This window comes from Microbacterium sp. 10L49 (assembly GCF_056395125.1).
Genome location: NZ_JBFTIW010000001.1, coordinates 578,358 through 601,693, shown reverse-complemented (window position 1 = coordinate 601,693; position 23,336 = coordinate 578,358). Strand labels below are relative to the sequence as shown.

The following is a 23,336-nucleotide window of genomic DNA, read 5'->3' as shown; positions in this document are numbered from 1 at the left end:
ACTCCGGGGAGATCGGGCGGGGACCGGTCCATTCTAGGTGGCCAGCCTCCGAGAACCCCCGGGCGCCGGCGTCGGGCGGACCCGGCCGGATCCGCCTGGGTAGGCTGGAACGGTGAACGAGCCGCTCCCCGACACGCTTGCGCAGAGTGCGATGCTGCGTTCGGTGATCTCGCGATCCGCGCTCGAGGACGGCGCGGCTGCAGCCGTCGCCGCCGGGGGAGCGGGCGTCGCCGATCTTCGCCGTGATGCCTGGGGGCATGGCCTCCTCGAGGTGGCCCGGGTCGTCACCGCAGCCGGTGCGCGCGCCGTGCGTGTGGACGATGCGGACGACGTCGCGCTGCTGCGTGCGGAAGCCATCGACGCGACCTGCACGGAGGCACCTGAGTTGGATCCGCGTCTGCTGTACGGCCTGCCGGATGCGACCGGTGCGCTGCCGGGCCGGCCGTTGATGCGGGTGGCGGGGCGGGTGCTCTCGACCAAGGACATCGCGGCCGGAGGGGGCGTCTCCTACGGCTACATCCATCGCGCTCCGGAGGACTCTCGTCTGGCACTCGTCACCGGTGGCTACGCGCAGGGGGTCGTGCGTGCGCTCGGCAGCAGGGCCGCGGTCGAGATCGACGGCGTGGTGCACCCGATCGTCGGCCGGATCGCGATGGACGTCTGCGTCGTGGACATCGGCGAGGCCGATGTCGCCGTGGGCGCCGAGGTGACGTACTTCGGCGGATCCGGCCCGTTGTCGGCCGGGGTCGCAGACTGGGCGCGGATCACCGGCATGGGCGTCGATGAGCTGGTGGCGGTCGTCGGGCAGCGGACGGAGCGCGCATGGGAGGCATGACCGGACCCGTGCTGCGGGTGGACCAGAGCGTGCTGCGGGCGAACATCGCGGCGGTGACCGCGCGCGTCGCCCCCTCCACCCTGATGATGGTCCTCAAGGACGACGGATACGGTCTCGGCGCCGTCTGGGCGGCCAGGGTCGCGGCGGACGCAGGCGTCGGATGGTTCGGAACCTACGACATCCCCACCGCGATCCGGCTGCGTGGCGAGATCGGTGCGGCGCCCCGGCTGTTCGCCTGGGCGACCTCCGCTGATGCGGAGATCGATGCGGCGCTGCGGGCCGGCGTGGACCTCGGCGTGGGAACGCTCGAGTATCTGCGCCGGGTGATCGCGCGGGCAGCGGTACTCGGTGCCGTCGCGCGCATCCATCTCAAGGTCGACACCGGGCTGCACCGCAACGGACTGTCGGCCGCGGAGTGGGACGAGGGCGTCGCTGCGGCACTGCGCGCGCAGAAGGATGGGCACGTGCTGCTCGTTGGTGCGTGGAGCCACCTCGCCGAGGCGAGCGATGACGAGGATGACGCCGCGCAGGAGCTCTTCCTCGCGGCCGTGCGACGTGCCGGCGAGCTCGGCGCAGAGCTGCCGTACCGGCACCTCACGGCGTCCGCTGCCACCTGGGCTCGTCCCGAGCTGCGCGGCACGCTCGTGCGTGTGGGCGCCTTCTGCTTCGGCGTGCGCTCCGCCGACGGACCCGACCTGCCCGGGATCGCCCCCGCGGCCGAGCTCGTCGCACCGGTGCTGCAGGTCGAGGGCGACGAGGTCATCGTCGGGGTCGGATCCTTCGACGGGCTGCCGAGCATCCTCGCCGGGCGCGTGCAGGTGGGCACTCCCGCCGGAGCTCGCGCGCTCCTTGCCGTCGGCGCGGACACGGTACGCGTCGCCGGCTGGGATGACGCCGCCGTCGGCGACGAGGTGGTGCTGTTCGGCCGTGGCGCCCACGGGGACTGCACGCCGACGACCCTCGCGGAGGCGATCGACACTGTGGGCGAGGAGATCCTGTGCCGGCTCACCGCGCACGTGCGGCGCGAAGCGCGCTGAGTTCCCGTTCTCGGAGTCGCCCGCCGCAGAAAGCAAAGCGCCCGATGTCCGAGGACACCGGGCGCTTCTGTCTATGGGCGGGTCAGCCTTCGAGCAGACGCGACGTCTCGTCGTGCCAGCTCGTGGCCACCGCGCGGAGCTTCTCCTCGTACTTGCGTCCGTGGTGGGCGCAGAACAGAAGCTCGCTGCCGTTGACCTCGGCGGCGATGTAGGCCTGGGCTCCGCAGGAGTCGCATCGGTCCATCGCCGTGAGGCGGGGGATGACTGTGCTATCCCGTTCGGTCGTCGCGTTCATCTCGATGCCTCCTCGTTGTTCGGGTCCGCTGTGTGGAGTGTGCTCAATACAACCACGCAGAGCTGAGAGTCATGCCCGCGAGACGGCGTGTTTCGCTCACCGCGTACGCGCCCGGTGACGAGCGGGTGACGGCCAGGAGTGTCGTCGGGGCCAAGTCCGTGCTGCTCGATACGATGGGGGATTGTGACAGCCGAGTACTCCGCCCATCATCTCCAGGTCCTCGAGGGTCTCGAAGCCGTCCGCAAGCGGCCCGGAATGTACATCGGCTCGAACGGCTCCCCGGGCCTCATGCACTGTCTCTGGGAGATCATCGACAACTCCGTCGACGAGGCCGTCGCGGGCAACGGCTCGAAGATCGACATCATCCTTCATCCCGATGGCAGCGTCGAGGTGCACGACCGCGGGCGCGGCATCCCGGTCGATGTCGAACCGCGCACGGGTCTCACCGGCGTCGAGGTCGTCTTCACGAAGCTGCATGCGGGAGGCAAGTTCGGCGGCGGTTCGTACGCGGCATCGGGCGGCCTGCACGGCGTCGGCGCCTCGGTGGTGAACGCCCTGTCCGAACGTCTCGACGTCGAGGTAGACCGGGGCGGCAAGGTCTACGCGATGTCGTTCCGTCGCGGCGAGCCCGGGATCTTCACGGATGCGGGGGAGAAGAGGCCGGACGCGCCTTTCACGCCGTTCCAGGACAACAGCGAGCTGCGCGTGATCGGCAAGGCGCCGAGGGGCGTCACCGGCACCCGGATCCGCTACTGGGCCGACCGGCAGATCTTCACCAAGGACGCCGCGTTCCAGCTCGCCGACCTCGAGACCCGTGCACGGCAGACCGCGTTCCTCGTGCCGGGACTCGAGCTCGTGGTCCGGGACGAGCGCGCGGCGACTTCTGCGACGTCGCAGGACGGCGTCGAAGGCGAGCCGGCCACCGGCGCCATGGACGCGGTGAACGAGACCTCGTACCACTACGAGGGCGGCATCGCGGAGTTCGTCGAGTACCTCGCAACGGACGCGCCCGTCACGGACACCTGGCGCGTGCAGGGCGAAGGCACGTTCAAGGAGACCGTGCCGGTGCTGCAGCCCGACGGCCACATGGTCGCGACCGAGGTGGAGCGCGTCTGCGCCGTCGACATCGCCCTGCGCTGGGGGACGGGATACGACACGAGCATGCGCTCGTTCGTGAACATCATCGCCACGCCCAAGGGCGGGACGCATCAGCAGGGATTCGAGCAGGAGCTCCTCAAGGTGCTGCGCGCCCAGGTCGAGCAGAACGCCCGCCGCCTGAAGGCCGGCAACGACAAGATCGAGAAGGACGACGTTCTCGCGGGGCTCACCGCCGTGCTGACCGTCAACGTCCCCGAACCGCAGTTCGAGGGGCAGACCAAGGAGGTCCTCGGCACGCCGGCCGTGCGTACGATCGTCGCGCAGGTGGTCCGCAAGGCGCTCGGCGAGCGTTTCGCCTCGACCAAGCGCGATGACAAGAACCAGGCGTCGATGCTGCTGGACAAGATCGTCGCCGAGATGAAGGCGCGCGTCTCCGCCCGTGCCCATAAGGAGACCCAGCGCCGCAAGAACGCGCTGGAGTCGTCGTCGCTGCCGGCGAAGCTCGTCGACTGCCGGTCCACCGACGTCGCACAGACCGAGCTGTTCATCGTGGAGGGCGACTCCGCGCTCGGCACGGCCAAGCACGCCCGCACGAGCGAGTACCAGGCACTCCTGCCGATCCGCGGCAAGATCCTGAACGTGCAGAAGGCGTCGGTCAGCGACATGCTGTCGAATCTGGAGTGCGCCTCCATCATCCAGGTGATCGGAGCCGGATCCGGTCGCTCCTTCGACCTCGCGGCGGCGCGCTACGGGAAGGTCATCCTGATGAGCGACGCCGACGTCGACGGCGCGCACATCCGCACGCTGCTCCTGACGCTGTTCTACCGCTACATGCGCCCGCTCATCGAGGACGGCCGGGTCTTCGCCGCGGTGCCGCCCCTGCACCGCGTCATCGTGATGAACCCGGGATCCAAGCCGAACGAGACGATCTACACCTACAGCGAGGGCGAACTCCACACCCTGCTCGCGAAGCTGCGCAAGCAGAACAAGCGCTGGCACGAGCCGATCCAGCGGTACAAGGGTCTCGGTGAGATGGACGCCGAGCAGCTCGCCTCCACCACGATGGATCGTTCCGGCCGCCTGCTGCGCCGTGTGCGCATGGAGGACGCCGAGGCCGCGGGGCGGGTGTTCGAGCTGCTGATGGGCAACGAGGTCGCCCCGCGACGCGAGTTCATCATCGATTCGTCCGATCGCCTGGCCCGCGAGGCGATCGACGCCTGATGGCCGCGCTCCCCTCGGATGTGTCGCTGCGTCCCGCGCTTCCGGGCGACGTCGACGCGATCGCGGCGCTCAAGGAGAGGGTGCTGCGGCAGGATCTGGAACCGCTGGTCGGATGGGATCCGGCGCGCTCGCGCGCCCGCGTCGTCGAGCACTTCTCGTCGGAGCACACCTGGATGATCGCCGTCGACGGTGAGACCGCAGGCACGATCACACTGCGCCCCGATCATGACGCGTTGTGGCTGGAGATGTTCTATCTCGACGGACCGCACCAGGGCCGCGGGATCGGATCGTCCGTTCTTCGTGCCGTGCTGGCCGACGCACCCGCTGATCGGCCTTTGCGGCTTCAGGTGCTCGTCGGATCCGCCGCGCGGCGTCTGTACGAGCGGCATGGTTTCGTCGTCGAGCAGAACGACGGCATCGACATCTGGATGCGCCGCGATCCGCGCGCGGCTGCCGAGTCCGTCGCGGCGTCTTGACAGACTGAGTCGATGGTCGCCATCGTCTCCGCCCCCACGAACCTCGGACTGCGCCCGCCGGTGCGCGGCGGTGTGCCCGGCACGGCGAAGGCGCCCGAAGCCCTGCGCGAGGCGGGTCTGCACCGGCGGCTGTACGCCGCGGGAGCGGTCGACGCCGGCGTCGTGCTGCCCGGACGCTACGTGGACGATGACGGACGCCGTCCGGCGGGCACGGTGCGCAACCAGGCGGCGATCGTGGAGCACGCCCGGCGGCTCGCCCATCGGCTGTTCGACATCAGGGAGTCTGGCCAGGCGCCGCTCCTGCTCGGCGGAGACTGCAGCCTCGCGATCGCCGCAGGTCTGACGTCGCGGGTGACCGGCGGCGGTGGGCTCGTGCACATCGACGGTCACACCGACTTCCGCCATCCCGGCAACAGCACAGGGGTAGGCAGCGTCGCCGGCGAGGATCTGGCGATCGTGATCGGCCGTCACACGCCGGAACTCGCCGAGATCGACGGACTCGGGCCGTACTTCGAAGCCGCGCGCGTGGCGCACATCGGCCACCGCTACGAGGACGCGTTCGTCGACGAGGTGCGCGAGGCGATCGCCCTCGTCGTCCCCGCGGACGACGTGATCCTGCACGGCGCCGCGCGGGCAGCGTCGCGCGTGCGGGCGGTCGAGGGGCTCGAGCGCGACTACTGGATCCAGGTGGACGTCGACGTCCTCGACCCCTTGCACATGCCGGCCGTGGACAGCCCCGACCCGGGTGGCCTCGCTCCGGACGAGCTGATCGGCCTGCTGCGCGACCTCGCTCCGCACGCATGGGGCGCTGCCGTGACGGTGTTCGATCCGGATCTGGATCCGGACGGCGTTCATGCGGCGACCCTCGCCGAGGTGATCGCGGAGGGCTTCGCGGAGCTCGGGACCGCCGTCGACGAGGACTGAGGGTCAGCGCGCGGCTCGCGCGGCCCCGGCCGCACGATAGACGCGGAGCAGCTCACCGCGGTGGGCGCTCTGCGCGACATGCGGTCGATGTGCGATCGCGGCCGCGCTCATGCCGGCGACGCGCGCCGGATCGTCGCGGAGCGCGGCGAGAGCGTCTGCGAGACCGGCGGCATCCGGCCGCGACGCGACCAGATGGCCCTGACGAGGCAGGGTCTCGGACAGCTCGGGATCCGCGACGATCACCGGCAGCCCCGCCGCGACGGCCTCCAGCACCACCATCGGCTGGTTGTCGAAATCGAAGGAGCTGGACACCAGCACGTGCGCCGTGCGCATCGCGTCGAGCACCTCGGACTGCGGCACGGCTCCGCGCACGTCGACCCGCCCGAATCCGATCCGGGACGCCTCACGCGCGACCGTCCGGCGTGAGATGCCGTCACCCAGCATCACGGCCTCGATCCCGGGTGTGCGGGACACGGCGTCGAGGAAGATCTCAGGACGCTTCTCCGGCGACAGGCGTCCGCACCAGAGCACCCGCAGCGCGGCTCCCGGCTCCGGCCGGCGCGGGACGGGCGTCCCGATCGCATCGAGCACCGTCGCCTCGAGCCCGTTCGAGAGCACGTCCACCGGCGTCTGCACGCCCTGTGCCACCAGTTTCGCCGCGAAGTGCGCGGAGGGCACGATCACCCGATCCGCGCGCTCCGCCTGGCTCACCATGAGCCGCCACATCCGACGGGCCGTGCGGGTGCGGGTGTAGTGCGCGCGCGTGTCGAGGGGAAGCGGTCGTGAACCGGGCGCAGAGCCGAGCCCGCGGCGATGCAGGCCGGCGAGCAGCACCGTCGTGATCGCCGGCAGGGGGAGCACCGAGCGCGTGTAGACGTCGATGCGCCCGTGCATGGTCTGCACGAGCGGGATGCCGAGCGCCCGGGCGGCGCGATAGGCGGCGAGCGCGGCGAACATCTCGGTGTGCACGTGCACGACGTCGAAGCCTGCGAGTTCGCGTTCGAGCTGGGCGGCGGCGTCCCGCAGGGGCCAGGTGAACGGGTAGCCGTCGGGCGCGAAGCCGCGCGCCGTCGGCAACCGCACGACAGGCGGGTCGGACGAGGGTTCGCTCAGAGGGGCGAACACGACGACCTCGTGCCCCGCGCTCACGAGCTCTTCGCGCTGCGCCTTGATCGCGGTCTGGACGCCGCCGAGCGTGGGCAGGTAGTAGTCCGTGACCATCGCGATGCGCACCGTCCCACTCTAGGGCGGACCCCGAGCCTCATCGCATGTGCGCCGGACCTCCCGTCGGCGGCGCGATCGTGCCATAGCATCGGGGCATGTCTGCGTCCGCCCGGCCCGTGCTCGTGACCGGCGCCGGCGGCTTCCTCGGCGGATACGTCGTGCGAGAGCTCAGGGCGCACGGCCTTCCGGTCCTGGCCTCGGGGCGCAATGCGGAGGCGCTCGCCCGGATCGCGGCCCCGGAGGAGACCCTGGTCTCTGCGCTCGCCGATCTTCCGGACGCGGTACGCCCCGTCGACGCGGTCGTGCACTGCGCGGCGCTGTCGACGCCGTGGGGACGTCCGCGCGATTTCTTCGCGGCCAACGTCGAGGGAACGGAGGCGGTCCTGCGTTTCGCTGAGAAGGGCGGGGCGCGCCGGTTCGTCTTCGTGTCGTCGCCGAGCGTGTACGCGGCCGCGCGCGATCGGATCGGCATCCGTGAGGAAGAGGTGGATCCGGGCAATCGCCTGAACGACTACATCCGCTCGAAACTCGCCGCCGAGCAGCTGCTGCACCGGGCGCAGCGGGCCGGGCGGATCCGGGAACTCGTGATCCTGCGCCCGCGCGGACTCATCGGCGCCGGTGATCCGAGCCTCCTCCCGCGCCTGCTCGCCGTGCATCGCCGCATCGGCGTGCCGCTCTTCGATGAGGGGCGCAACCTCATCGATGTGACTGCGGTGGAGAACGTGGCCACCGCACTTCGCCTCGCGTTGAGCGAAGGGGATCCGACCGGCGGCGTGTACAACATCAGCAACGGCGATCCCCGGCCGTTCCGAGAGCTGCTCGAGGGACTGCTGTCGCGGCTCGGCGAGACGCCCCGGTTCCGGCGGCTGCCGCGCCGGGGTGCATGGGCGCTCGCGTCGGCGCTCGAGGGAGTCTGCCGCGTGCTTCCCGGCCGTCCTGAGCCGCCGCTGACCCGCTACACGCTCTCGACCATCGCGTTCGCGCAGACCCTCGACATCTCCCGCGCCCGGGAGGAACTCGGCTACGCACCCGAGGTGTCGCTCGACGAGGCGCTCGACCGCGCCGTCGCCGACCTGCGCGCACGCACGGACGCAGCCGCATGACGCGCCGGCTGCGGCACTACGCGTGCGGGAGCACGGTGCACGACATCGGCATCCTCTTCCGCGGCGGCGGACGCGAGGTGCGCGGGTTCCCCTCGGGGGTGTTCCTGTACGAGCCCGGGGACGGACGCCGGATCCTTGTCGACACGGGTTATGCCCCGGAGCCCTGGGACACGGGCTGGCGCGGCGCCGTGTACCGGCGCATCCTGCCGCCCACGATGTCCGCTCCCGACGACGTCGCGCGCCAGCTCACGGACGACGGCGTCGCACCGGACAGCGTGACGCATGTCGTGCTCACCCACCTCCATCCCGACCACATCGGCGGGATCGCGCGGTTCCCGTCGGCGCGCATCGTGGCGACGGCCGGACAGCTGGCGACCCTGCGACGGGCACGTCTGCGCGACGCGATCCTGCCCGGACTGCTGCCGACATGGTTCCCCGGGGTCGATCCGCTCATCCTCGATCGGGCGGACTTCACTCAGGCGCACGTCGCGGGCGTGACGCTGCACATCGCGGATCCGTTCCCCGGGGCGGGACTGAGGATCGTCGACCTCCCTGGGCACGCGCAGGGGCACATCGGGGCGCTGGTGGACGACCGGGTGCTGCTCGCCGGGGACGCCGCCTGGGGGTCGGATCTGCTCGCAGAGGAGCCGCGCATGAGAGCGCTGCCGCGAGCGCTGCAGCACGACGGCGATGCGTACCGCGACACCGCACGTCGACTTGTCGCGCTCTCGCGCGCGGGCATCAGAGTGGTGTGCAGTCACGATCCGATCGGTGACCGAGAGCTGCTCCCGCGATGAGCCGGCTGCGCATCGTTGCGGAGTTCGCCGCCGCACGCTGGCTGCGGCCGTTGCGCACGCGCGCGGCCGTGGAACGCCGGCAGCGGCGCCTGCTGCGCCGTCACCTGCGGTTCCTGCGGCGCAGATCCGCGTACTTCCGCCCGCTCATCGGAGCGAACCCCGCCGGTCTCGTCGACCTGCCGCTCATGGACAAGCGCGTCATGATGGAACGCTTCGACGAGCTGAACACGGTCGGCGTCCATCGCGACGAGGCGATGCGGATCGCTCTCGCGAACGAGCGCTCCCGCGACTTCGCGGCCGACCTCGAGGGCTGCTCGATCGGGCTGTCCAGCGGCACGAGCGGACACCGCGGCCTGTTCCTCGTGAGCCGTGCGGAGCGGGAGGCATGGGCGGGGACGGTGCTCGCGCGCACCCTGCCGCGAGGGCGCATCCTCGGACACCGCATCGCGCTGTTCCTTCGGGCCGACAACACGCTGTACGAGGCGGTCCGATCTCGCGCCGTCTCCTTTTCCTACTTCGACGTGTTCGCGGAGATGACGGAGAACCTCGAGCGCCTGGCCCGGTACGCGCCGACGATCCTGGTCGCACCGCCCTCGGTGCTGCTGGCGATCGCACGCGCTGCGGAGAGCGGCGCCATCGCCGTGCGCCCGGAGAAGGTCTACGCCGTCGCCGAGGTGCTCGAGGTCTCGGATGCGCGCAGGATCGCGGCCGGTCTCCGGCAGGAGCGGATCCATCAGCTGTATCAGTGCACCGAAGGGTTCCTCGCGCACACGTGCGAGGAGGGCGTGCTGCACCTCAACGAAGACGGCGTGCTCATCGAGCGCGAGCCGCTGGGCGACGACAGGTTCGCGCCCATCGTGACGGACCTGCGCCGCCGGGCACAGCCGATCGTGCGCTATCGCCTCGGCGACGTGCTGCGCGAGCGTGAGGCGCCCTGTCCTTGCGGGAGCGCTTTGACCGCGTTGGCTCGGATCGAGGGACGCGAAGGCGACACGCTGCGACTGCCCGGGCAGGACGGCGGCGTCGTCGACGTGTTCGCCGATCTCGTGTCCCGCGCCCTGGTGTATGCGGACGGCGTGGCGGAGTACCGGATCGTGCAGACTGGCCGTCGCGAGCTCGAGGTCGGCATCGAAGCGGCGGCGGACACACCGCTCGCCCTGGTGCAGGCGAACGTCGCGGCGGAACTGGGAACATTGGCGGACCGTCTCGGTGCCGACCGCGCAGAGCTGCGTTTCGTGCCGTATGCACCGGAGCCGGGACGGAAGCTGCGGCGCGTGGAGCGGCGCTGGAGGGGGGATCGTGACGATGCGGAGCTGTGAGATCGCGGGATGGGGCAGGGTGCTCCCGAGCCGCACGGTACGGTTCGGCGAGAGCGTGCGATATCGGGTCGAGGATGACGTGTCGCACCTCGACATGCTCGCCGAAGCCGGGCGGCGCGCCATCGAACATGCGGGCCTGACGACCGATGACATCGATCTGGTGCTCGGCGCATCCGCCGCCGGCGTCCAGCCGATCCCGTGCACGGCGGCGCTCGTGTGGGAGCGCCTCACCTCGGCCGGCCATGCAGCCGCCTTCGACGTCAACTCGACCTGCACGAGCTTCGTGACCGCTCTCGACATCGCCTCCCGCTATCTGGAGGGCGGCGACCACCAGACCGTGCTGGTCGTGGCGGGCGACGTCGCGTCGCGGTTCCTCAACCCCGACCAGCGGGAGAGCTTCGAACTCTTCAGCGATGCCGCCGTGGCGGTCCTGCTCCGCCGCGCGACCGCGCCGGATCGGGGCGTGGTGGCCAGCCAGCAGCAGACCTGGCCCGCGCACGCGCACGACACCGAGCTGCGCGGAGGGTTGTCGCACTCGCCCGCCCAGCAGTACGCCGTCACGGATCCGGCCGACTACCTGTTCGATATGGACGGCCGACGGGCGCTGCTCGGCATGATGCGCGTGCTGCCCGACTTCTTCGACCGGTTCCTGCGGAGGGCCGGACTCGCCCACGACGACATCGCGCTGTGGATCCCGCATCAGGCGTCGGCGGCGCTCGGTCCGATGCTCGACCGGATCGGCGTGCCCGGTGACCGGCGCGTCGACGAGGTCGAGGCGTTCGGCAACATGGTGTCGGCGTCGGTGCCGTTCATGCTGACCCGTGCCCTGGAATCCGGCCGCGTCGGCACGGGCGACACCGTCGTGCTGTGCGGCACGGCGGCCGGCCTCACGGCCAACGCGCTCGCGCTGCGGCTGTAGGCGACGGCACCCGGCCATCAGGCGCCGAGCACACCGCCGATCGACCCGATCACGCCGTCGATGGGCTGTCCGGATCCGTCGCGCTTGGCGCCGGCCTCTGGTAGAGCCCGGGCCGATCCGTCCGGGCCGACCGCGAGCGCGGGCTCCGTGCCGACCCAGGCCAGCATCAGCCGGTCCTCGCCCTTGAGGAAGGCGTGCGCGCGGACACCGCCGGTGGCGCGCCCCTTGCCGGGGAACTCGGAGAACCGGGACGACTTCGCGCGGCCCGCGTCGGTGCCGGCGATCATCCCGGTCGCGCCGGACACGGTCACCACGATCGCCTCCGCATCGGCGGCGAGCACGGAGAAGGCGATCACCTCGGCCTTGGCGCCGAGCTTGATGCCGGCCATGCCACCCGCGGGTGCTCCCTGGGGGCGCACTCCCGACGCGGCGAAGTGCAGCAGCTGGGCGTCGCTCGTGACGAACACGAGTTCGGCGTCGTCGGGGGCCGCGCCCGCGCCGACGACCGCGTCGCCGGGCTTCAAGCCGATGATCTCGAGCTCGGGCTTCACGGGGAGGGAAGACGGCACGACCCGCTTCACGACGCCGGTGCGCGTGCCCAGCGCGATCGGCGTGTCATCGTCGAAGCGCACGAGCGCGAGGATCCGCTCACTCTTGTCGAGCAGCCCGATGTAGTCGCGCAGCGGCACGCCCGCGGCGAGGTGCACCGAGGCGGACGGCACGGACGGCAGGTCCATCGCGGTGAAGCGCAGGACCCGGCCCGCCGTGGTGACCGCACCGATCTCGGTGCGGGTGGTGGTGTCCAAAGTGGCGAGGATCGCATCGTGCTTGCTGCGCCGGGAGGCGGGGGAGAGCTCCTGACCGGGCTCGAGATCCACCCGCACGGCGCGGCCGGTGGTGGACAGGACCACGACGGTCGGCGCGTCGGCGATCTGCGTGTCCACAGGGCCCTTGGCGGCGCGTGCCTTGGGCGGCGCGGCATTGAGCAGCAGGGTGCGCCGCGGGGTGCCGTAGGCCTCGGCCGCCGCATCGAGCTCGGTCGCGACCTGGCCGCGCAGCAGGGCCTCGCTGCCGAGCAGCTCCTGCAGCGCCGCGATCTCCGCGAGGAGCGCGTCGCGCTCGGTCTCCAGCTCGATGCGGGAGAACTTGGTGAGCCGACGCAGGCGCAGCTCGAGGATGTACTCGGCCTGCCGCTCGCTGAGGTCGAAGACGCTCTGCAGGCGGCTGCGGGCCTGCTCCGAGTCGTCGGAGGAGCGGATGACCTGGATGACCTCGTCGATGTCGAGGATCGCGATGAGGAGGCCCTCGACGAGGTGCAGGCGCTCCTCGCGGCGGGCCAGGCGGTACCGGCTGCGGCGCGTGACGACCTCGAGACGGTGCCGCACGTAGACGCTGAGCAGCTCCTTGAGTCCGAGCGTGCGCGGCTGCCCGTCGACGAGGGCGACGTTGTTGATGCTGAAGGAATCCTCGATCGGCGTCAGCCGGTACAGCTGCTCCAGCACCGCATTCGGGTCGAAGCCCGTCTTGATGCCGATCTGGATCCGCAGACCGTGATTGCGGTCGGTCAGATCGTTGACATCGCTGATGCCCTGGAGCTTCTTCGCCTGCACGGCGTCGCGGATCTTCTCGATCACCCGTTCGGGCCCGACCATGTAGGGCAGCTCGGTGACCACGATGCCGGTGCGACGCGGCCCGAGCGGCTCGATGGAGACCTTGCCCCGCACCTTGAACGCGCCGCGACCGTTCGCGTAGGCGTCGCGGACACCGTCGAGGCCCATCACGATGCCGCCCGAGGGGAAGTCGGGGCCCGGGACGAACTCCATGAGCTCCTCGGTGGTGGCCTCCGGGTGCTCGAGGAGGTGGATGGCTGCCGCGACGACCTCGATGAGGTTGTGCGGCGCCATGTTGGTGGCCATGCCGACCGCGATGCCGCTCGCGCCGTTGACGAGCAGGTTCGGGAAGGCGGCGGGCAGCACGGAGGGCTGCTGGAACTGGCCGTCGTAGTTCGGGACGAAGTCGACGACGTCCTCGTCCAGGCTCTCGGTCAACGCGAGAGAGGAGGGGGCGAGGCGCGCCTCGGTGTAGCGGGAGGCGGCGGGACCGTCGTCCAGGGAGCCGAAGTTGCCGTGTCCGTCCACGAGGGGCAGGCGCAGCGCGAAGGGCTGCGCGAGACGCACCAGAGCGTCGTAGATCGCGGAGTCGCCGTGCGGGTGCAGCTTGCCCATCACGTCGCCCACGACGCGGGCGCTCTTGACGTGGCCGCGGTCGGGGCGCAGGCCCATCTCCGCCATCTGGAACAGGATCCGGCGCTGCACCGGCTTGAGGCCGTCGCGCGCATCCGGCAGCGCGCGGGAGTAGATGACCGAGTAGGCGTACTCCAGGAACGATCCCTGCATCTCGCTCGAGAGATCGATGTCCTGGATGCGCTCTTCGATCGGCTCGGGCGGCGTGGTCGTGCGGGGCATGGGCTTCCTGCGGGTTTCGGGCGGCGGCGGAGCGGTTCTCGACGCCGGATCCGTGCCGGGCTCTGTGCGAGACTGACTCGGATGACCCTCATGCTACCGGCGATCCCGCCCTCACTCCGGAGCATCACCGGGGTGGCGCACGACCTGTTCAACGCTCTGGACGGCCGCGACGGCGTGCTGCCGGGGGTGCGGTCGGCGGTACTGGTCGTCATGGACGGGCTGGGCGCGATCCCGCTGCGCGCGCATGCGGGCCATGCCCGCCGCCTGGCAGGGGCCATGGCGAAGAAGGACGTGCTCTTCAGCGTCTTCCCGTCCACGACCGCGGCCGCCCTCACGAGCCTGCTGACCGGCGTGGATCCGGGCCGGCACGGTCTGGTCGGCTACGAGGTCAGAGACCCGCGCACCGGCGTGCTCGTCAACCAACTTGCAGGCTGGGAGAAGGCGCGCGTCGATCCGACCGAATGGCAGCGCACGCCGACCGTGTTCGAGACCGCAACCGCGGCAGGACGTCCGGCGTTCGCCGTGGGCCTGGCCGAGTATGCCGGCAGCGGCTTCTCCGCGGCGACCCTGCGAGGTGCCGAGTTCCGCTCCGCCCGCACGGCGGCGGAGCGCGTCGCATTGGCCCTGAGCCTCGCCGAGGAGCACGAGGGGTCACTCGTGTACTGCTACCTCCCGGAGGCGGACAAGGCCGGACACAAGCACGGCATGGCCTCAGCGGAATGGGTCCGCGCGCTCGAGGAGCTGGATGCGGCGATCCCCGCCGGGACGCCCGACGGCGTGGGCATGCTGATCACCGCCGACCACGGCATGGTCGACGTGCCGCGCACCAGGCATCTCATCCTCGACGAGCGCAGCCGCCTGCATGACGGGGTCGCAGCGATCGCGGGGGAGCCGCGCATGCTGCACGTCTACGTGGAGGATCCGGCCAGGCGCGACGAGATCGCTGCGGCCTGGGCCGCGGGGGTCGAGGGCGCTGCGGACGTGCTCACGCGCGCGCAGGCGATCGACGGCGGCCTGTTCGGATCCGCTCCGATCGCTGAGGCACAGGAGCGGATCGGCGATCTCGTGGTACCCGCCCGTGGCCTTTGGGCGCTGTACGACGGGACCGCTGAGGATCAGCGTTCACAGGGCATGATCGGTCAGCACGGATCGCTCAGCCCGGAGGAGCTGCGCGTGCCGTCGCTCCGGTTCGGCGCCTTCGCGCGCTGATCGACCGGGGCCGATCAGTGCGTGCAGCCGTGGTCAGTCGTCGCTGCGGGCTCCGAACACGATCTCGTCCCAGGACGGCATCTCACGCCGGCGTCGGCGCGGGGTGGAGTCGCCGTCGATCGAGACGGGGGCGGTCGTCGACTGCTCAGGCTCCGGCTCGTATCCGGGCTCGAGGGCCTCGAACAAGGCGAGCGGGCGGGACTCCTCGGGCTCGTACTCGACAGTGGGACGGACCTCGCGCTGACCGCGCCGGCGGCGCAGGGCCTCCAGCAGGTCAGCCGTGTCGGATGGCGTCGCAGGCGCGAAGGACGCGCTGCGCGTCGCCGCCTCCTGGGCATTGGATGCGGTCTGAGGGTGCCGCGCAGACCGGGGCTCCTGTGCGACGGTCGCGCCGTCCTCCTCCGCCTCGACGGGCTCGGCGGGGGCGGGCACCAGGCGCGGGCCGAACGCGCCCGAATCGAATCGGGTGTCGTCCTTGTACGGCGACGAGCGGTCCTTGTCGAGTGCGCGCAGACGGGGGATCAGCCCCTCCGGCAGAGCGCCCTGGCGGGACAGCTGCGTGGCGTCCGCATTGAGCGGCGCCAGCGCGCTGCGGCGCGGATCGAACGACCATCGCGCATCGTGCTCGACGTCGTTCGCGGTGAACTCGAGCTTGATGACCCAGCCGGTGTCGTCCTTCCAGCTCGCCCACCGCTCGTCGGCAGCCGCCAGCTCCGAGAGCTTGGCGCGGATCGCGACGCCGAACGTCGGCTGTGCATCGGGCTCGACCTCGCTGCCGATCAGCACAGGAACGGCGAGGGCCTGACCGACGATGTGCTCGCGCTCGGCGAGCACGGGGCTCTCGAAGCGCTGCACCACTTCCAGGTCCACCCCGAGGAGTTCGGCGACCTCAGTCGCGGACAACCCGGCGCGGATGTGCGACTGGATCTCGCGGGGACTCGCAGCCAGCGGAGGAGCCTTCTCCTCGCGACCGGCCTTGGCCCGGCGCAGTTCGGCGCGCAGCACCTCGTCGATCGGGAGGGCGAATCGCTCTCCCGATTCGGTGGCGAGAACGAGGACGTCGTCTTCCGCGCCGACGATCGTGACGTGTTCCATGGCTTCAGCCCCTCAGAATGAGTGTCGGTTCATGGTGTCATGCGGTGTGCGCGCCGCCGGGAATATCGCGGGCGTGCCGTGAGTTCTGATGCGCAGACAGAGCGGCATTTGCGATTTGCACGCGCGTCATGCAAACTATGGGCCGCCGAACACCCCCGGCGCCCGGCACACGCAGGATGCCAAGCCGCTCGCAGGATGAGACTGGAGATCCAAACCCATGGCAACCGATTACGACGCTCCGCGCAAGAACGAAGACGAGAGCGAGTCGATCGAGGCTCTCAAGGAGCGCGTCCCCGACAAGCTGTCGGGATCGATCGACGCTGAGGATTCGGACAACCCGGGCGGATTCGACCTTCCGGGAGCCGACCTCTCCGACGTCGAGCTCGACGTCGTGGTGCTGCCCCCGCAGGAGGACGAGTTCACCTGTGTCAGCTGCTTCCTCGTGAAGCACCGTTCGCAGCTGGACCACGAGGACAAGGCAGGCCCCATCTGCAAGGAATGCGCGGCCTGATTCCCCTTCGCTGCTCGCGCCCGGACCTTCTCGGTTCCGGGCGCGTTCTGCGTTCACGGGCGTCCGCCGTCAGCGAAAGCGGATCCGAGACGGCGGAGTCGTGCGGGTTTCTGCTCAGGCCTGCGGGTTCGCCGCGGCGCGAGCGGCGTCGATCGCAGCGGCCAACCGGTCCGGCGTGCGCGAGGAGATCGTCCAGCTCGGCGCCGGGTCTGCCGGATCCGTATTCGGCACGATCACCACGCCGTCGATGCCGCCGCGGATCAGATGCCAGCCGCGGGCGGTAAGGCCGGGGCCGCGCGCCTGACGCGCATCATCCCCGGTGCGGACCTCCGGCTCGCCCAGCCAGGAGGCATCGATCCAGGCCCGGCCGGCGCGTAGTACGTTCTTCTCCACCGCCACGCGCGGCGACCCGGCGATCATCAGGACGATGATCGCGACGGTCGCGGCGATGCCGATGATCAGCGCGACGCCCGATCCGGCCGGCACGAACACCAGCGCGAGCATGGGGCCGCCGAGGGCCGCGGCGAGGAACAGCCACAGACTCGGCGCGAGACGTTCGCGGTAGCGGGTGGCCGTCGAGGCGGTCCCGGCATCGCGTGCTGCGTTCTGCATTAGCCTCTTTCCGTGACCGAATCCGTGGACGTTCCCATTATCGCGCCCCAGCTTCCCGTCTACGCCCACCCCGGCGACGCCGGAGCCGACCTCGTCTCGACCGAGGCGCTGCGGCTCGAGCCCGGGCAGCGCGCGCTGGTCGGCACCGGCGTGAGCATCGCGCTTCCCGAGGGTTTCGCCGCGTTCGTCGTCCCGCGCAGCGGTCTCGCGGCCAAGCACGGCATCACCGTCGTCAACGCCCCGGGCACCGTGGACGCCGGCTATCGCGGGGAGATCAAGGTGAGCCTGCTGAACACCGACAGCAATGCGGCGTACGATGTCGCGGTCGGTGATCGGATCGCCCAGCTGATCGTCATGCCCGTCACCCGAGCCCGGTTCATCCCGGTCGACGCACTGGACGAATCGGTGCGCGGAGCAGGCGGATTCGGATCCACCGGCTATCAGACCCAGAGCCAGGAGAACGCATGAGCGACGACACCACGTCCGGGATCGAGCCCGTGGAGGACGCCTCGGAGGCGCCCGTCCGCGACCGCGCGGTCGACGGCCCGTTCGACGAGAGCGAGGCCAACCCGGTCCGTCCCTACATCGACCTCGGCGCCATCAAGATCCTTCCGCGTGAGGGGCTGAACCTCCGCCTCGAAGTGGAGGAGCAGACGCAGCGCATCGTCGCCGTGGGCCTCGACTACGCCGACTCGACCCTGCAGGTGCAGCCGTTCGCGGCGCCCCGCTCGAGTGGGCTGTGGGACGAGACGCGCGCGCAGATCCAGGAGCAGATCTCGCAGCAGGGCGGCACCGTCACCGAGCGTGAAGGCGCCCTGGGTGCCGAACTGCTGGCGGAGATCCCCGCTGTCGCCGGCGACGCAGCTGTCACGCGTCTCGCCCGGTTCGTGGGCGTCGACGGTCCGCGCTGGTTCCTGCGGGGCGTGATCGGCGGAGCCGCGGCATCCGACGAGACTGCGGCCGCTGCCGTCGAGGACCTGTTCCGCTCGATCGTCGTGGTGCGCGGCGGAGCCCCCATGCCCCCGCGCGATCTCATCCCCCTGCGCATGCCCGCGGCCCCCGGCACGGCGTGAGCACGTCGCGGCCGGACGACGCGGAGCGCGGGTCCGAGGGTGCTCCCGAGGATCGGTACGCGCCGCCCCCGGCGCCCGATGCCGCGCAGAGCCTCGGGGCCGCGCTCGGCGGCGCCGCGCAGCGTCTCGGCATCGATCCGAACTCCGGTGCCAGCACGGGGCACGTCGTGTGGAGCGCGATGGGAGGCTGGCGCGGAGTGCTCGAGTCCGTGCTGCCCAGCGCTGCATTTCTCATCATCTACACACTTCGACCGGATCCGCTCTGGCTCTCGCTGATCGTGTCGGTCGGGCTCGCCGCGATCTTCTCCGTGGTCCGCCTGCTGCAGCGTTCGCCGGCCGCTTCGGCGCTCGGCGGGCTCGTCGCCGTCGCGGTCGCCGCAGGACTCGCACTGTGGACGGGGCGTGGCCAGGACAACTTCGTGCCCGGCTTCTTCACCAACGCGCTCTACGGCACGGTGCTGCTCGTCTCGGCCCTCATCGGATGGGCGCTCATCGGCCTCGCCGCCGGATTCCTCATGGGCGACGTGCGCGGCTGGCGAACGGACAAGCGCAAGCGCCGCGCCTTCTTCTGGATCACGATCGCGTGGGCCGCCCTGTTCTTCGCGCGCCTGGCCGTGCAGCTGCCGCTGTACTTCTCCGGCAACGTGCAGGCGCTGGGCACGCTCAAGCTCGTGATGGGGCTCCCGCTGTTCGCGCCGATGGTCGCTGTGACGTGGTTGCTGGTGCGTGCGCTGTACCCGCCGAAGCAGGACGCCGACACGCGTCAGGGGTGAGTCGGCGCCGCCCGCACCGTGCTAGATTTATCTTGACGTCAAGATAAATCAGCACCTTTCGCTCGCCCGTCCGCGAGAGCAGACTGGTAAGGCCCGCCTTGCTAGCCGCGCGGGGGAGCGGGCGAGCAAGATGGTGTCGACTGTCGCTTCCATCCGAACAGAAGGAGACGGATCCGTGTCCACGGTGAACAGCTTCGGTGCCAAGAGCACCCTGACGGTCGGCAGCACCGACTACGAGATCTTCCGGATCGACACGGTCCCCGGATACGAGAAGCTCCCGTTCAGCCTCAAGGTCCTCCTGGAGAACCTGCTTCGCACCGAGGATGGCGCGAATGTGACGAAGGCGCAGATCGAGGCTCTCGGATCCTGGGACCCGGCGGCCCAGCCTGACACCGAGATCCAGTTCACGCCGGCGCGCGTGGTCATGCAGGACTTCACCGGCGTGCCCTGCATCGTCGACCTCGCCACCATGCGCGAGGCCGTCACCGCCCTCGGCGGCGACCCGAACAAGATCAACCCGCTGTCCCCGGCCGAGATGGTCATCGACCACTCCGTGATCGCCGACCTGTTCGGCCGCCCGGACGCGATCGAGCGCAACGTCGAGATCGAGTACGAGCGCAACGGCGAGCGGTACCAGTTCCTGCGCTGGGGCCAGACCGCCTTCGACGACTTCAAGGTCGTCCCGCCGGGCACCGGAATCGTGCACCAGGTGAACATCGAGCACCTGGCGAAGGTCGTCTACGACCGCTCCGTCGACGGCGTGCTGCGCGCCTACCCCGACACCTGCGTCGGCACCGACTCGCACACCACCATGGTCAACGGCCTGGGCGTGCTGGGCTGGGGCGTCGGCGGCATCGAGGCCGAGGCCGCCATGCTCGGCCAGCCCGTGTCGATGCTGATCCCGCGCGTCGTCGGCTTCAAGCTGACCGGCGCGATCCCCGCCGGCGTCACCGCGACCGACGTCGTGCTGACGATCACCGACATGCTCCGCAAGCACGGCGTGGTCGGCAAGTTCGTCGAGTTCTACGGCGCCGGCGTCGCCTCGGTGCCCCTCGCCAACCGCGCCACGATCGGCAACATGTCGCCGGAGTTCGGCTCCACCGCCGCGATCTTCCCGATCGACGACGTCACCCTCGACTACCTGCGCCTGACCGGTCGCGACGAGCAGGCCGTGGCCCTCGTCGAGGCCTACGCCAAGCAGCAGTCGCTCTGGCACGACGCAGCCAAGGAGCCCAGCTTCAGCGAGTACCTCGAGCTCGACCTCTCTACGGTCGTGCCCTCGATCGCCGGACCGAAGCGCCCGCAGGACCGGATCCTGCTGTCCGAGTCGAAGGCGCAGTTCGAGAAGGACATCCTGAACTACGTCACGGGTCCGATCGACATCAACGACTCCGGATCCTTCCCGGCGTCGGACCCGGGATCCGTCCCGGGGGAAGAGGTCGAGACCAACGAGATCCCCACGCTGTCCTCGGGGTCCCCGAAGGCCGCGTCCAAGCCGGTCAAGGTCAAGACGCCGGACGGGCAGAAGTACATCCTCGACAACGGCGCCGTGACGCTGGCCGCGATCACTTCGTGCACCAACACCTCGAACCCGTCCGTCATGATCGCCGCCGGCCTTCTCGCCCGCAACGCCCTCGCCAAGGGCCTGAAGCAGAAGCCGTGGGTCAAGACCACGCTCGGCCCGGGCTCCAAGGTCGTCACCGACTACTACGAGAAGTCCGGTCTCGACAAGGACCTCGAGGGCCTCGGCTTCTACACGGTCGGCTACGGCTGCACGATCTGCATCGGAAACTCGGGCCCGCTGATCGACGAGGTCTCGGCCGCGATCAACGAGCACGACCTCGCCGTCACCGCCGTCCTCTCCGGCAACCGCAACTTCGAGGGCCGGATCAGCCCCGACGTGAAGATGAACTACCTCGCCAGCCCGCCGCTGGTCGTCGCCTACGCCCTGGCCGGGTCGATGAACTTCGACTTCGACACCCAGGCGCTGGGCACCGACGGCGAGGGCAACGACGTGTTCCTCAAGGACGTCTGGCCCGACCCCGCTGAGGTGCAGCAGATCATCGATTCGTCGATCTCGCGCGACCAGTTCATCAAGCAGTACGCCACGGTGTTCGACGGCGACGAGCGCTGGACGAGCCTGCCCACGCCGACCGGTCCGGTCTTCGAGTGGGACGCCGACTCGACCTACGTGCGCAAGGCGCCGTACTTCGACGGCATGCAGGCGACCCCGGCTCCGGTCACCGACATCTCGGGTGCTCGTGTGCTGGCGACTCTGGGCGACTCGGTCACCACCGACCACATCTCCCCGGCCGGCAACATCAAGGCGGGCACGCCCGCCGCCCAGTACCTCACCGAGCACGGCGTGGCGCAGAAGGACTTCAACTCCTACGGCTCCCGTCGCGGCAACCACGAGGTCATGATCCGCGGCACGTTCGCGAACATCCGACTGAAGAACGCGCTGGTCAAGGCCGTCAACGGCGGCGAGCAGATCGAGGGCGGATACACCCGCGACTTCACCCAGCCCGGCGGCCCGCAGGCGTACATCTTCGACGCCTCCACGAACTACCAGGCCCAGGGCACCCCGCTGGTGATCTTCGGCGGCAAGGAGTACGGATCCGGATCCTCCCGTGACTGGGCGGCGAAGGGCACCAACCTCCTCGGCGTGAAGGCCGTCATCACGGAGAGCTTCGAGCGCATCCACCGCTCCAACCTCATCGGCATGGGCGTCGTCCCGCTGCAGTTCCCCGCGGGCGAGTCCTGGGAGTCGCTGGGCCTCGACGGCACCGAGATCGTCTCGATCGCGGGCCTCGAGGAGCTCAACGAGGGCACCACGCCGAAGACTGTCAAGGTCACCGCGACCCCGAGCGAGTTCTCTCCGGAGGGCAAGCAGACGGTCGAGTTCGACGCGGTGGTGCGCATCGACACCCCCGGTGAGGCCGACTACTACCGCAACGGCGGCATCCTGCAGTACGTGCTGCGTTCGCTGGTCTGATCCACGCGCACCACAACGGGGCCGGTTCCTTCGGGAGCCGGCCCCGTTCGTGTATCTCGTCAGCTCTTCTTCGCCGGAAGCGTCGGCGGCGGGTCGTCCGGGGCGAGTTCTGTGGCGATCTGCCGGAACAGCCGGTCGCTCGAGTTGTCGTAGATGCCGTTCGCGTCAAAGGCACCCGGCAGGAACGTCGTCGCCACCGCGATCGCGATCTTCTTCGAGGGCAGATACGCCTCTGTGGCGCTGTAGCCGCTCAGCAGAGGATTCTGCAGTTGCCAGGATCCGGATCGCACCACCCCGAGCCCGTAGTTGTAACCGGTGACCTGGGTGAAGCACGACCCGGCGCAGACCGGGAGCGGTGTGCCGAAACCGATCAACGTCGAATCGGTCATCTCGTGGAAGCTCTTCGGTGAGAGCAGCTTGCCGGTGCCGACGGCGACCGCGGTCGTCGCCATGTCGGTGATCGTGGTCGTCTCGGCCGCTCCGATCGGCGTGCCCCAGGCGGGGTTCCAGAACGTCGACTCCTCCGTGAACGGCATCGACGGAGGGATGCCGAGGGCCACGCGGCGTTCGGAGCTGTACGCATGCAGCACCGGCTCCGGCACGGTCGCCGTGCTGTACGCCGCCGTCTGCGTCAGACCCATCGGGCCGAGGACCTTCTTCTGCAGCAGCTGGTCGAGGGGAGCTCCTCCGATCATGGAGAGGATGTGGCCGAGGATCATGAAGTTGGTGTGCGCGTAGCTCCAGTTTGTGCCGGGCTCGAATTGCAGAGGGCGATTGAACGCGTCCTTCAATCGCTCGTCGAACGTGAACTCGTGGAACGGGTCGGCGTTGTAGGCCGCGGTCCACTCCGGATCCGTCTCGAAGTCGGGATATCCGGTGGTCTGGTTCGTCAGCATCCTGAGCGTGACCTTGTTCGCCTCGGGCAGGCTGGGCATCCACTTGTCGACCGTGTCGTCGAGGGTGATCTTCCCCTCGTCGACGTACTCCAGCAACAACGTGGAGACGTACTCGAACGCCACCGCACCGTTGCGGAAATGCATGTCGGTGGTGGCGGGGACGCCGGTCATCGAGTCGCCGTACGCCTGCATCGAGACGACCTTGCCATCGATCGTGACCCGCACGATCACCGCCTTGAGACTGTCGGCCTTCATGGCCTCTCGGATGATCGAGTCGACCCGTGCGTTCTGGACGTCCGGACGTGCGGACGACGCGATCGCGGCGGGAGCGGCCCCGCCCGCCGGCCGCCACACGATCCAGGCGATGACCACGAGCAGTGCGATGGCAGCAGCGCCTGCAATGACGACGATCGTCCTTCGCCGCGCGGTGCCGCGGGATGCCGGTGTCTGCGCGTTCAC

The 23,336-nt window shown here is 70.1% G+C and carries 21 protein-coding genes; 15 read left to right on the top strand and 6 right to left on the bottom strand.

Features of this window, described 5'->3' with window-relative positions:
• Nucleotides 1-112: 112 nt before the first annotated feature.
• Entirely contained in the window at nucleotides 113-835 is a 723-nt protein-coding gene (locus AC1DCT_RS02915) for an alanine racemase (RefSeq protein WP_477427372.1), read from the top strand.
• A complete protein-coding gene (locus AC1DCT_RS02910) occupies nucleotides 832-1,872 on the top strand; it encodes an alanine racemase (RefSeq protein ID WP_477427370.1) in 1,041 nt (346 codons plus the stop codon). The genes AC1DCT_RS02915 and AC1DCT_RS02910 overlap by 4 nt, the downstream gene beginning before the upstream one ends.
• Before the next feature lie 82 nt (nucleotides 1,873-1,954).
• Here AC1DCT_RS02910 and AC1DCT_RS02905 read toward each other — a convergent pair whose 3' ends face one another.
• Nucleotides 1,955-2,167 carry a DUF7455 domain-containing protein gene (locus tag AC1DCT_RS02905; RefSeq protein WP_440731868.1) on the bottom strand — a complete coding sequence of 71 codons (213 nt, stop codon included), beginning with the start codon at nucleotides 2,165-2,167 and terminating at the stop codon, nucleotides 1,955-1,957.
• A gap of 183 nt (nucleotides 2,168-2,350) precedes the next feature.
• Between AC1DCT_RS02905 and AC1DCT_RS02900 the strand changes: the two genes are divergently transcribed.
• From AC1DCT_RS02900 to AC1DCT_RS02890, 3 genes are read left to right on the top strand one after another with little or no spacing between them, the layout of a single operon-like run.
• Nucleotides 2,351-4,486 (top strand): DNA gyrase/topoisomerase IV subunit B, encoded by a 2,136-nt coding sequence (locus tag AC1DCT_RS02900; protein WP_441977812.1) that lies wholly within the window; start codon nucleotides 2,351-2,353, stop codon nucleotides 4,484-4,486.
• Nucleotides 4,486-4,962 carry a GNAT family N-acetyltransferase gene (locus AC1DCT_RS02895; protein ID WP_477427368.1) on the top strand — a complete coding sequence of 159 codons (477 nt, stop codon included), beginning with the start codon at nucleotides 4,486-4,488 and terminating at the stop codon, nucleotides 4,960-4,962. The genes AC1DCT_RS02900 and AC1DCT_RS02895 overlap by 1 nt, the downstream gene beginning before the upstream one ends.
• Nucleotides 4,963-4,974: 12 nt before the next feature.
• Entirely contained in the window at nucleotides 4,975-5,886 is a 912-nt protein-coding gene (locus AC1DCT_RS02890; RefSeq protein WP_477427366.1) for an arginase family protein, read from the top strand.
• Nucleotides 5,887-5,889: 3 nt separating this feature from the next.
• Here the strand turns inward: AC1DCT_RS02890 and AC1DCT_RS02885 are convergent, their stop codons facing one another.
• Nucleotides 5,890-7,119, bottom strand: a complete 1,230-nt coding sequence (locus AC1DCT_RS02885) for a glycosyltransferase (RefSeq protein WP_477427364.1) — start codon at nucleotides 7,117-7,119, stop codon at nucleotides 5,890-5,892.
• Nucleotides 7,120-7,205: 86 nt separating this feature from the next.
• On the opposite strand from AC1DCT_RS02885, the gene AC1DCT_RS02880 reads away from it, so the two are divergent.
• From AC1DCT_RS02880 to AC1DCT_RS02865, 4 genes are all read left to right on the top strand, one after another.
• Nucleotides 7,206-8,213, top strand: coding sequence for an NAD-dependent epimerase/dehydratase family protein (locus AC1DCT_RS02880; RefSeq protein ID WP_477427362.1), 1,008 nt, complete (start codon nucleotides 7,206-7,208; stop codon nucleotides 8,211-8,213).
• Nucleotides 8,210-9,010 (top strand): MBL fold metallo-hydrolase, encoded by an 801-nt coding sequence (locus AC1DCT_RS02875; protein WP_477427360.1) that lies wholly within the window; start codon nucleotides 8,210-8,212, stop codon nucleotides 9,008-9,010. The genes AC1DCT_RS02880 and AC1DCT_RS02875 overlap by 4 nt, the downstream gene beginning before the upstream one ends.
• Complete coding sequence (locus AC1DCT_RS02870; protein ID WP_477427358.1) at nucleotides 9,007-10,329, top strand: F390 synthetase-related protein; 1,323 nt, start codon at nucleotides 9,007-9,009, stop codon at nucleotides 10,327-10,329. The genes AC1DCT_RS02875 and AC1DCT_RS02870 overlap by 4 nt, the downstream gene beginning before the upstream one ends.
• Nucleotides 10,330-10,408: 79 nt before the next feature.
• Nucleotides 10,409-11,248 (top strand): 3-oxoacyl-ACP synthase III family protein, encoded by an 840-nt coding sequence (locus AC1DCT_RS02865; RefSeq protein ID WP_440731860.1) that lies wholly within the window; start codon nucleotides 10,409-10,411, stop codon nucleotides 11,246-11,248.
• A 17-nt stretch (nucleotides 11,249-11,265) separates the two neighbouring features.
• On the opposite strand, the gene AC1DCT_RS02860 is transcribed toward AC1DCT_RS02865, so the two are convergent.
• Entirely contained in the window at nucleotides 11,266-13,713 is a 2,448-nt protein-coding gene (locus AC1DCT_RS02860; RefSeq protein ID WP_477427356.1) for a DNA gyrase/topoisomerase IV subunit A, read from the bottom strand.
• Nucleotides 13,714-13,794: 81 nt separating this feature from the next.
• On the opposite strand from AC1DCT_RS02860, the gene AC1DCT_RS02855 reads away from it, so the two are divergent.
• On the top strand, nucleotides 13,795-14,922 hold the full coding sequence (locus AC1DCT_RS02855) for an alkaline phosphatase family protein (RefSeq protein WP_477427354.1): 1,128 nt from the start codon (nucleotides 13,795-13,797) through the stop codon (nucleotides 14,920-14,922).
• A gap of 33 nt (nucleotides 14,923-14,955) precedes the next feature.
• On the opposite strand, the gene sepH is transcribed toward AC1DCT_RS02855, so the two are convergent.
• Entirely contained in the window at nucleotides 14,956-16,017 is a 1,062-nt protein-coding gene (gene sepH / locus AC1DCT_RS02850; RefSeq protein ID WP_477427353.1) for a septation protein SepH, read from the bottom strand.
• A gap of 217 nt (nucleotides 16,018-16,234) precedes the next feature.
• Between sepH and AC1DCT_RS02845 the strand changes: the two genes are divergently transcribed.
• The gene (locus AC1DCT_RS02845) at nucleotides 16,235-16,528 is read left to right on the top strand and encodes a DUF4193 domain-containing protein (protein ID WP_440731856.1); all 294 of its coding nucleotides are present in this window, start codon (nucleotides 16,235-16,237) and stop codon (nucleotides 16,526-16,528) included.
• A gap of 114 nt (nucleotides 16,529-16,642) precedes the next feature.
• Here the strand turns inward: AC1DCT_RS02845 and AC1DCT_RS02840 are convergent, their stop codons facing one another.
• Nucleotides 16,643-17,140: a DUF3093 domain-containing protein gene (locus AC1DCT_RS02840; protein WP_477427351.1), complete on the bottom strand. Its 498-nt coding sequence runs from the start codon at nucleotides 17,138-17,140 to the stop codon at nucleotides 16,643-16,645.
• A gap of 12 nt (nucleotides 17,141-17,152) precedes the next feature.
• Between AC1DCT_RS02840 and dut the strand changes: the two genes are divergently transcribed.
• The 4 genes from dut to acnA all read left to right on the top strand — a co-directional run bounded on the left by dut (nucleotide 17,153) and on the right by acnA (nucleotide 21,981).
• Nucleotides 17,153-17,608, top strand: a complete 456-nt coding sequence (gene dut, locus AC1DCT_RS02835) for a dUTP diphosphatase (RefSeq protein WP_440731854.1) — start codon at nucleotides 17,153-17,155, stop codon at nucleotides 17,606-17,608.
• Nucleotides 17,605-18,213, top strand: coding sequence for a DUF3710 domain-containing protein (locus tag AC1DCT_RS02830; RefSeq protein ID WP_440731853.1), 609 nt, complete (start codon nucleotides 17,605-17,607; stop codon nucleotides 18,211-18,213). Before dut ends, AC1DCT_RS02830 begins: the two co-directional genes overlap by 4 nt.
• Nucleotides 18,210-18,986, top strand: coding sequence for a DUF3159 domain-containing protein (locus AC1DCT_RS02825; protein ID WP_477427349.1), 777 nt, complete (start codon nucleotides 18,210-18,212; stop codon nucleotides 18,984-18,986). Before AC1DCT_RS02830 ends, AC1DCT_RS02825 begins: the two co-directional genes overlap by 4 nt.
• A gap of 175 nt (nucleotides 18,987-19,161) precedes the next feature.
• Complete coding sequence (gene acnA, locus AC1DCT_RS02820; RefSeq protein WP_477427347.1) at nucleotides 19,162-21,981, top strand: aconitate hydratase AcnA; 2,820 nt, start codon at nucleotides 19,162-19,164, stop codon at nucleotides 21,979-21,981.
• Between the two features lie 59 nt (nucleotides 21,982-22,040).
• Here acnA and AC1DCT_RS02815 read toward each other — a convergent pair whose 3' ends face one another.
• On the bottom strand, nucleotides 22,041-23,336 hold the full coding sequence (locus tag AC1DCT_RS02815; RefSeq protein WP_477427345.1) for a serine hydrolase domain-containing protein: 1,296 nt from the start codon (nucleotides 23,334-23,336) through the stop codon (nucleotides 22,041-22,043).

Bases quoted from the DNA above. Each gene is read 5' to 3' on its own strand.
- AC1DCT_RS02905 (WP_440731868.1), bottom strand. From the start codon at position 2,167: ATGAACGCGACGACCGAACGGGATAGCACAGTCATCCCCCGCCTCACG.
- sepH (WP_477427353.1), bottom strand. From the start codon at position 16,017: ATGGAACACGTCACGATCGTCGGCGCGGAAGACGACGTCCTCGTTCTC.
- AC1DCT_RS02845 (WP_440731856.1), top strand. From the start codon at position 16,235: ATGGCAACCGATTACGACGCTCCGCGCAAGAACGAAGACGAGAGCGAG.
- AC1DCT_RS02840 (WP_477427351.1), bottom strand. From the start codon at position 17,140: ATGCAGAACGCAGCACGCGATGCCGGGACCGCCTCGACGGCCACCCGC.
- AC1DCT_RS02860 (WP_477427356.1), bottom strand. From the start codon at position 13,713: ATGCCCCGCACGACCACGCCGCCCGAGCCGATCGAAGAGCGCATCCAG.
- AC1DCT_RS02910 (WP_477427370.1), top strand. From the start codon at position 832: ATGACCGGACCCGTGCTGCGGGTGGACCAGAGCGTGCTGCGGGCGAAC.
- AC1DCT_RS02895 (WP_477427368.1), top strand. From the start codon at position 4,486: ATGGCCGCGCTCCCCTCGGATGTGTCGCTGCGTCCCGCGCTTCCGGGC.
- AC1DCT_RS02875 (WP_477427360.1), top strand. From the start codon at position 8,210: ATGACGCGCCGGCTGCGGCACTACGCGTGCGGGAGCACGGTGCACGAC.
- AC1DCT_RS02870 (WP_477427358.1), top strand. From the start codon at position 9,007: ATGAGCCGGCTGCGCATCGTTGCGGAGTTCGCCGCCGCACGCTGGCTG.
- AC1DCT_RS02830 (WP_440731853.1), top strand. From the start codon at position 17,605: ATGAGCGACGACACCACGTCCGGGATCGAGCCCGTGGAGGACGCCTCG.
- AC1DCT_RS02880 (WP_477427362.1), top strand. From the start codon at position 7,206: ATGTCTGCGTCCGCCCGGCCCGTGCTCGTGACCGGCGCCGGCGGCTTC.
- AC1DCT_RS02855 (WP_477427354.1), top strand. From the start codon at position 13,795: ATGACCCTCATGCTACCGGCGATCCCGCCCTCACTCCGGAGCATCACC.
- AC1DCT_RS02890 (WP_477427366.1), top strand. From the start codon at position 4,975: ATGGTCGCCATCGTCTCCGCCCCCACGAACCTCGGACTGCGCCCGCCG.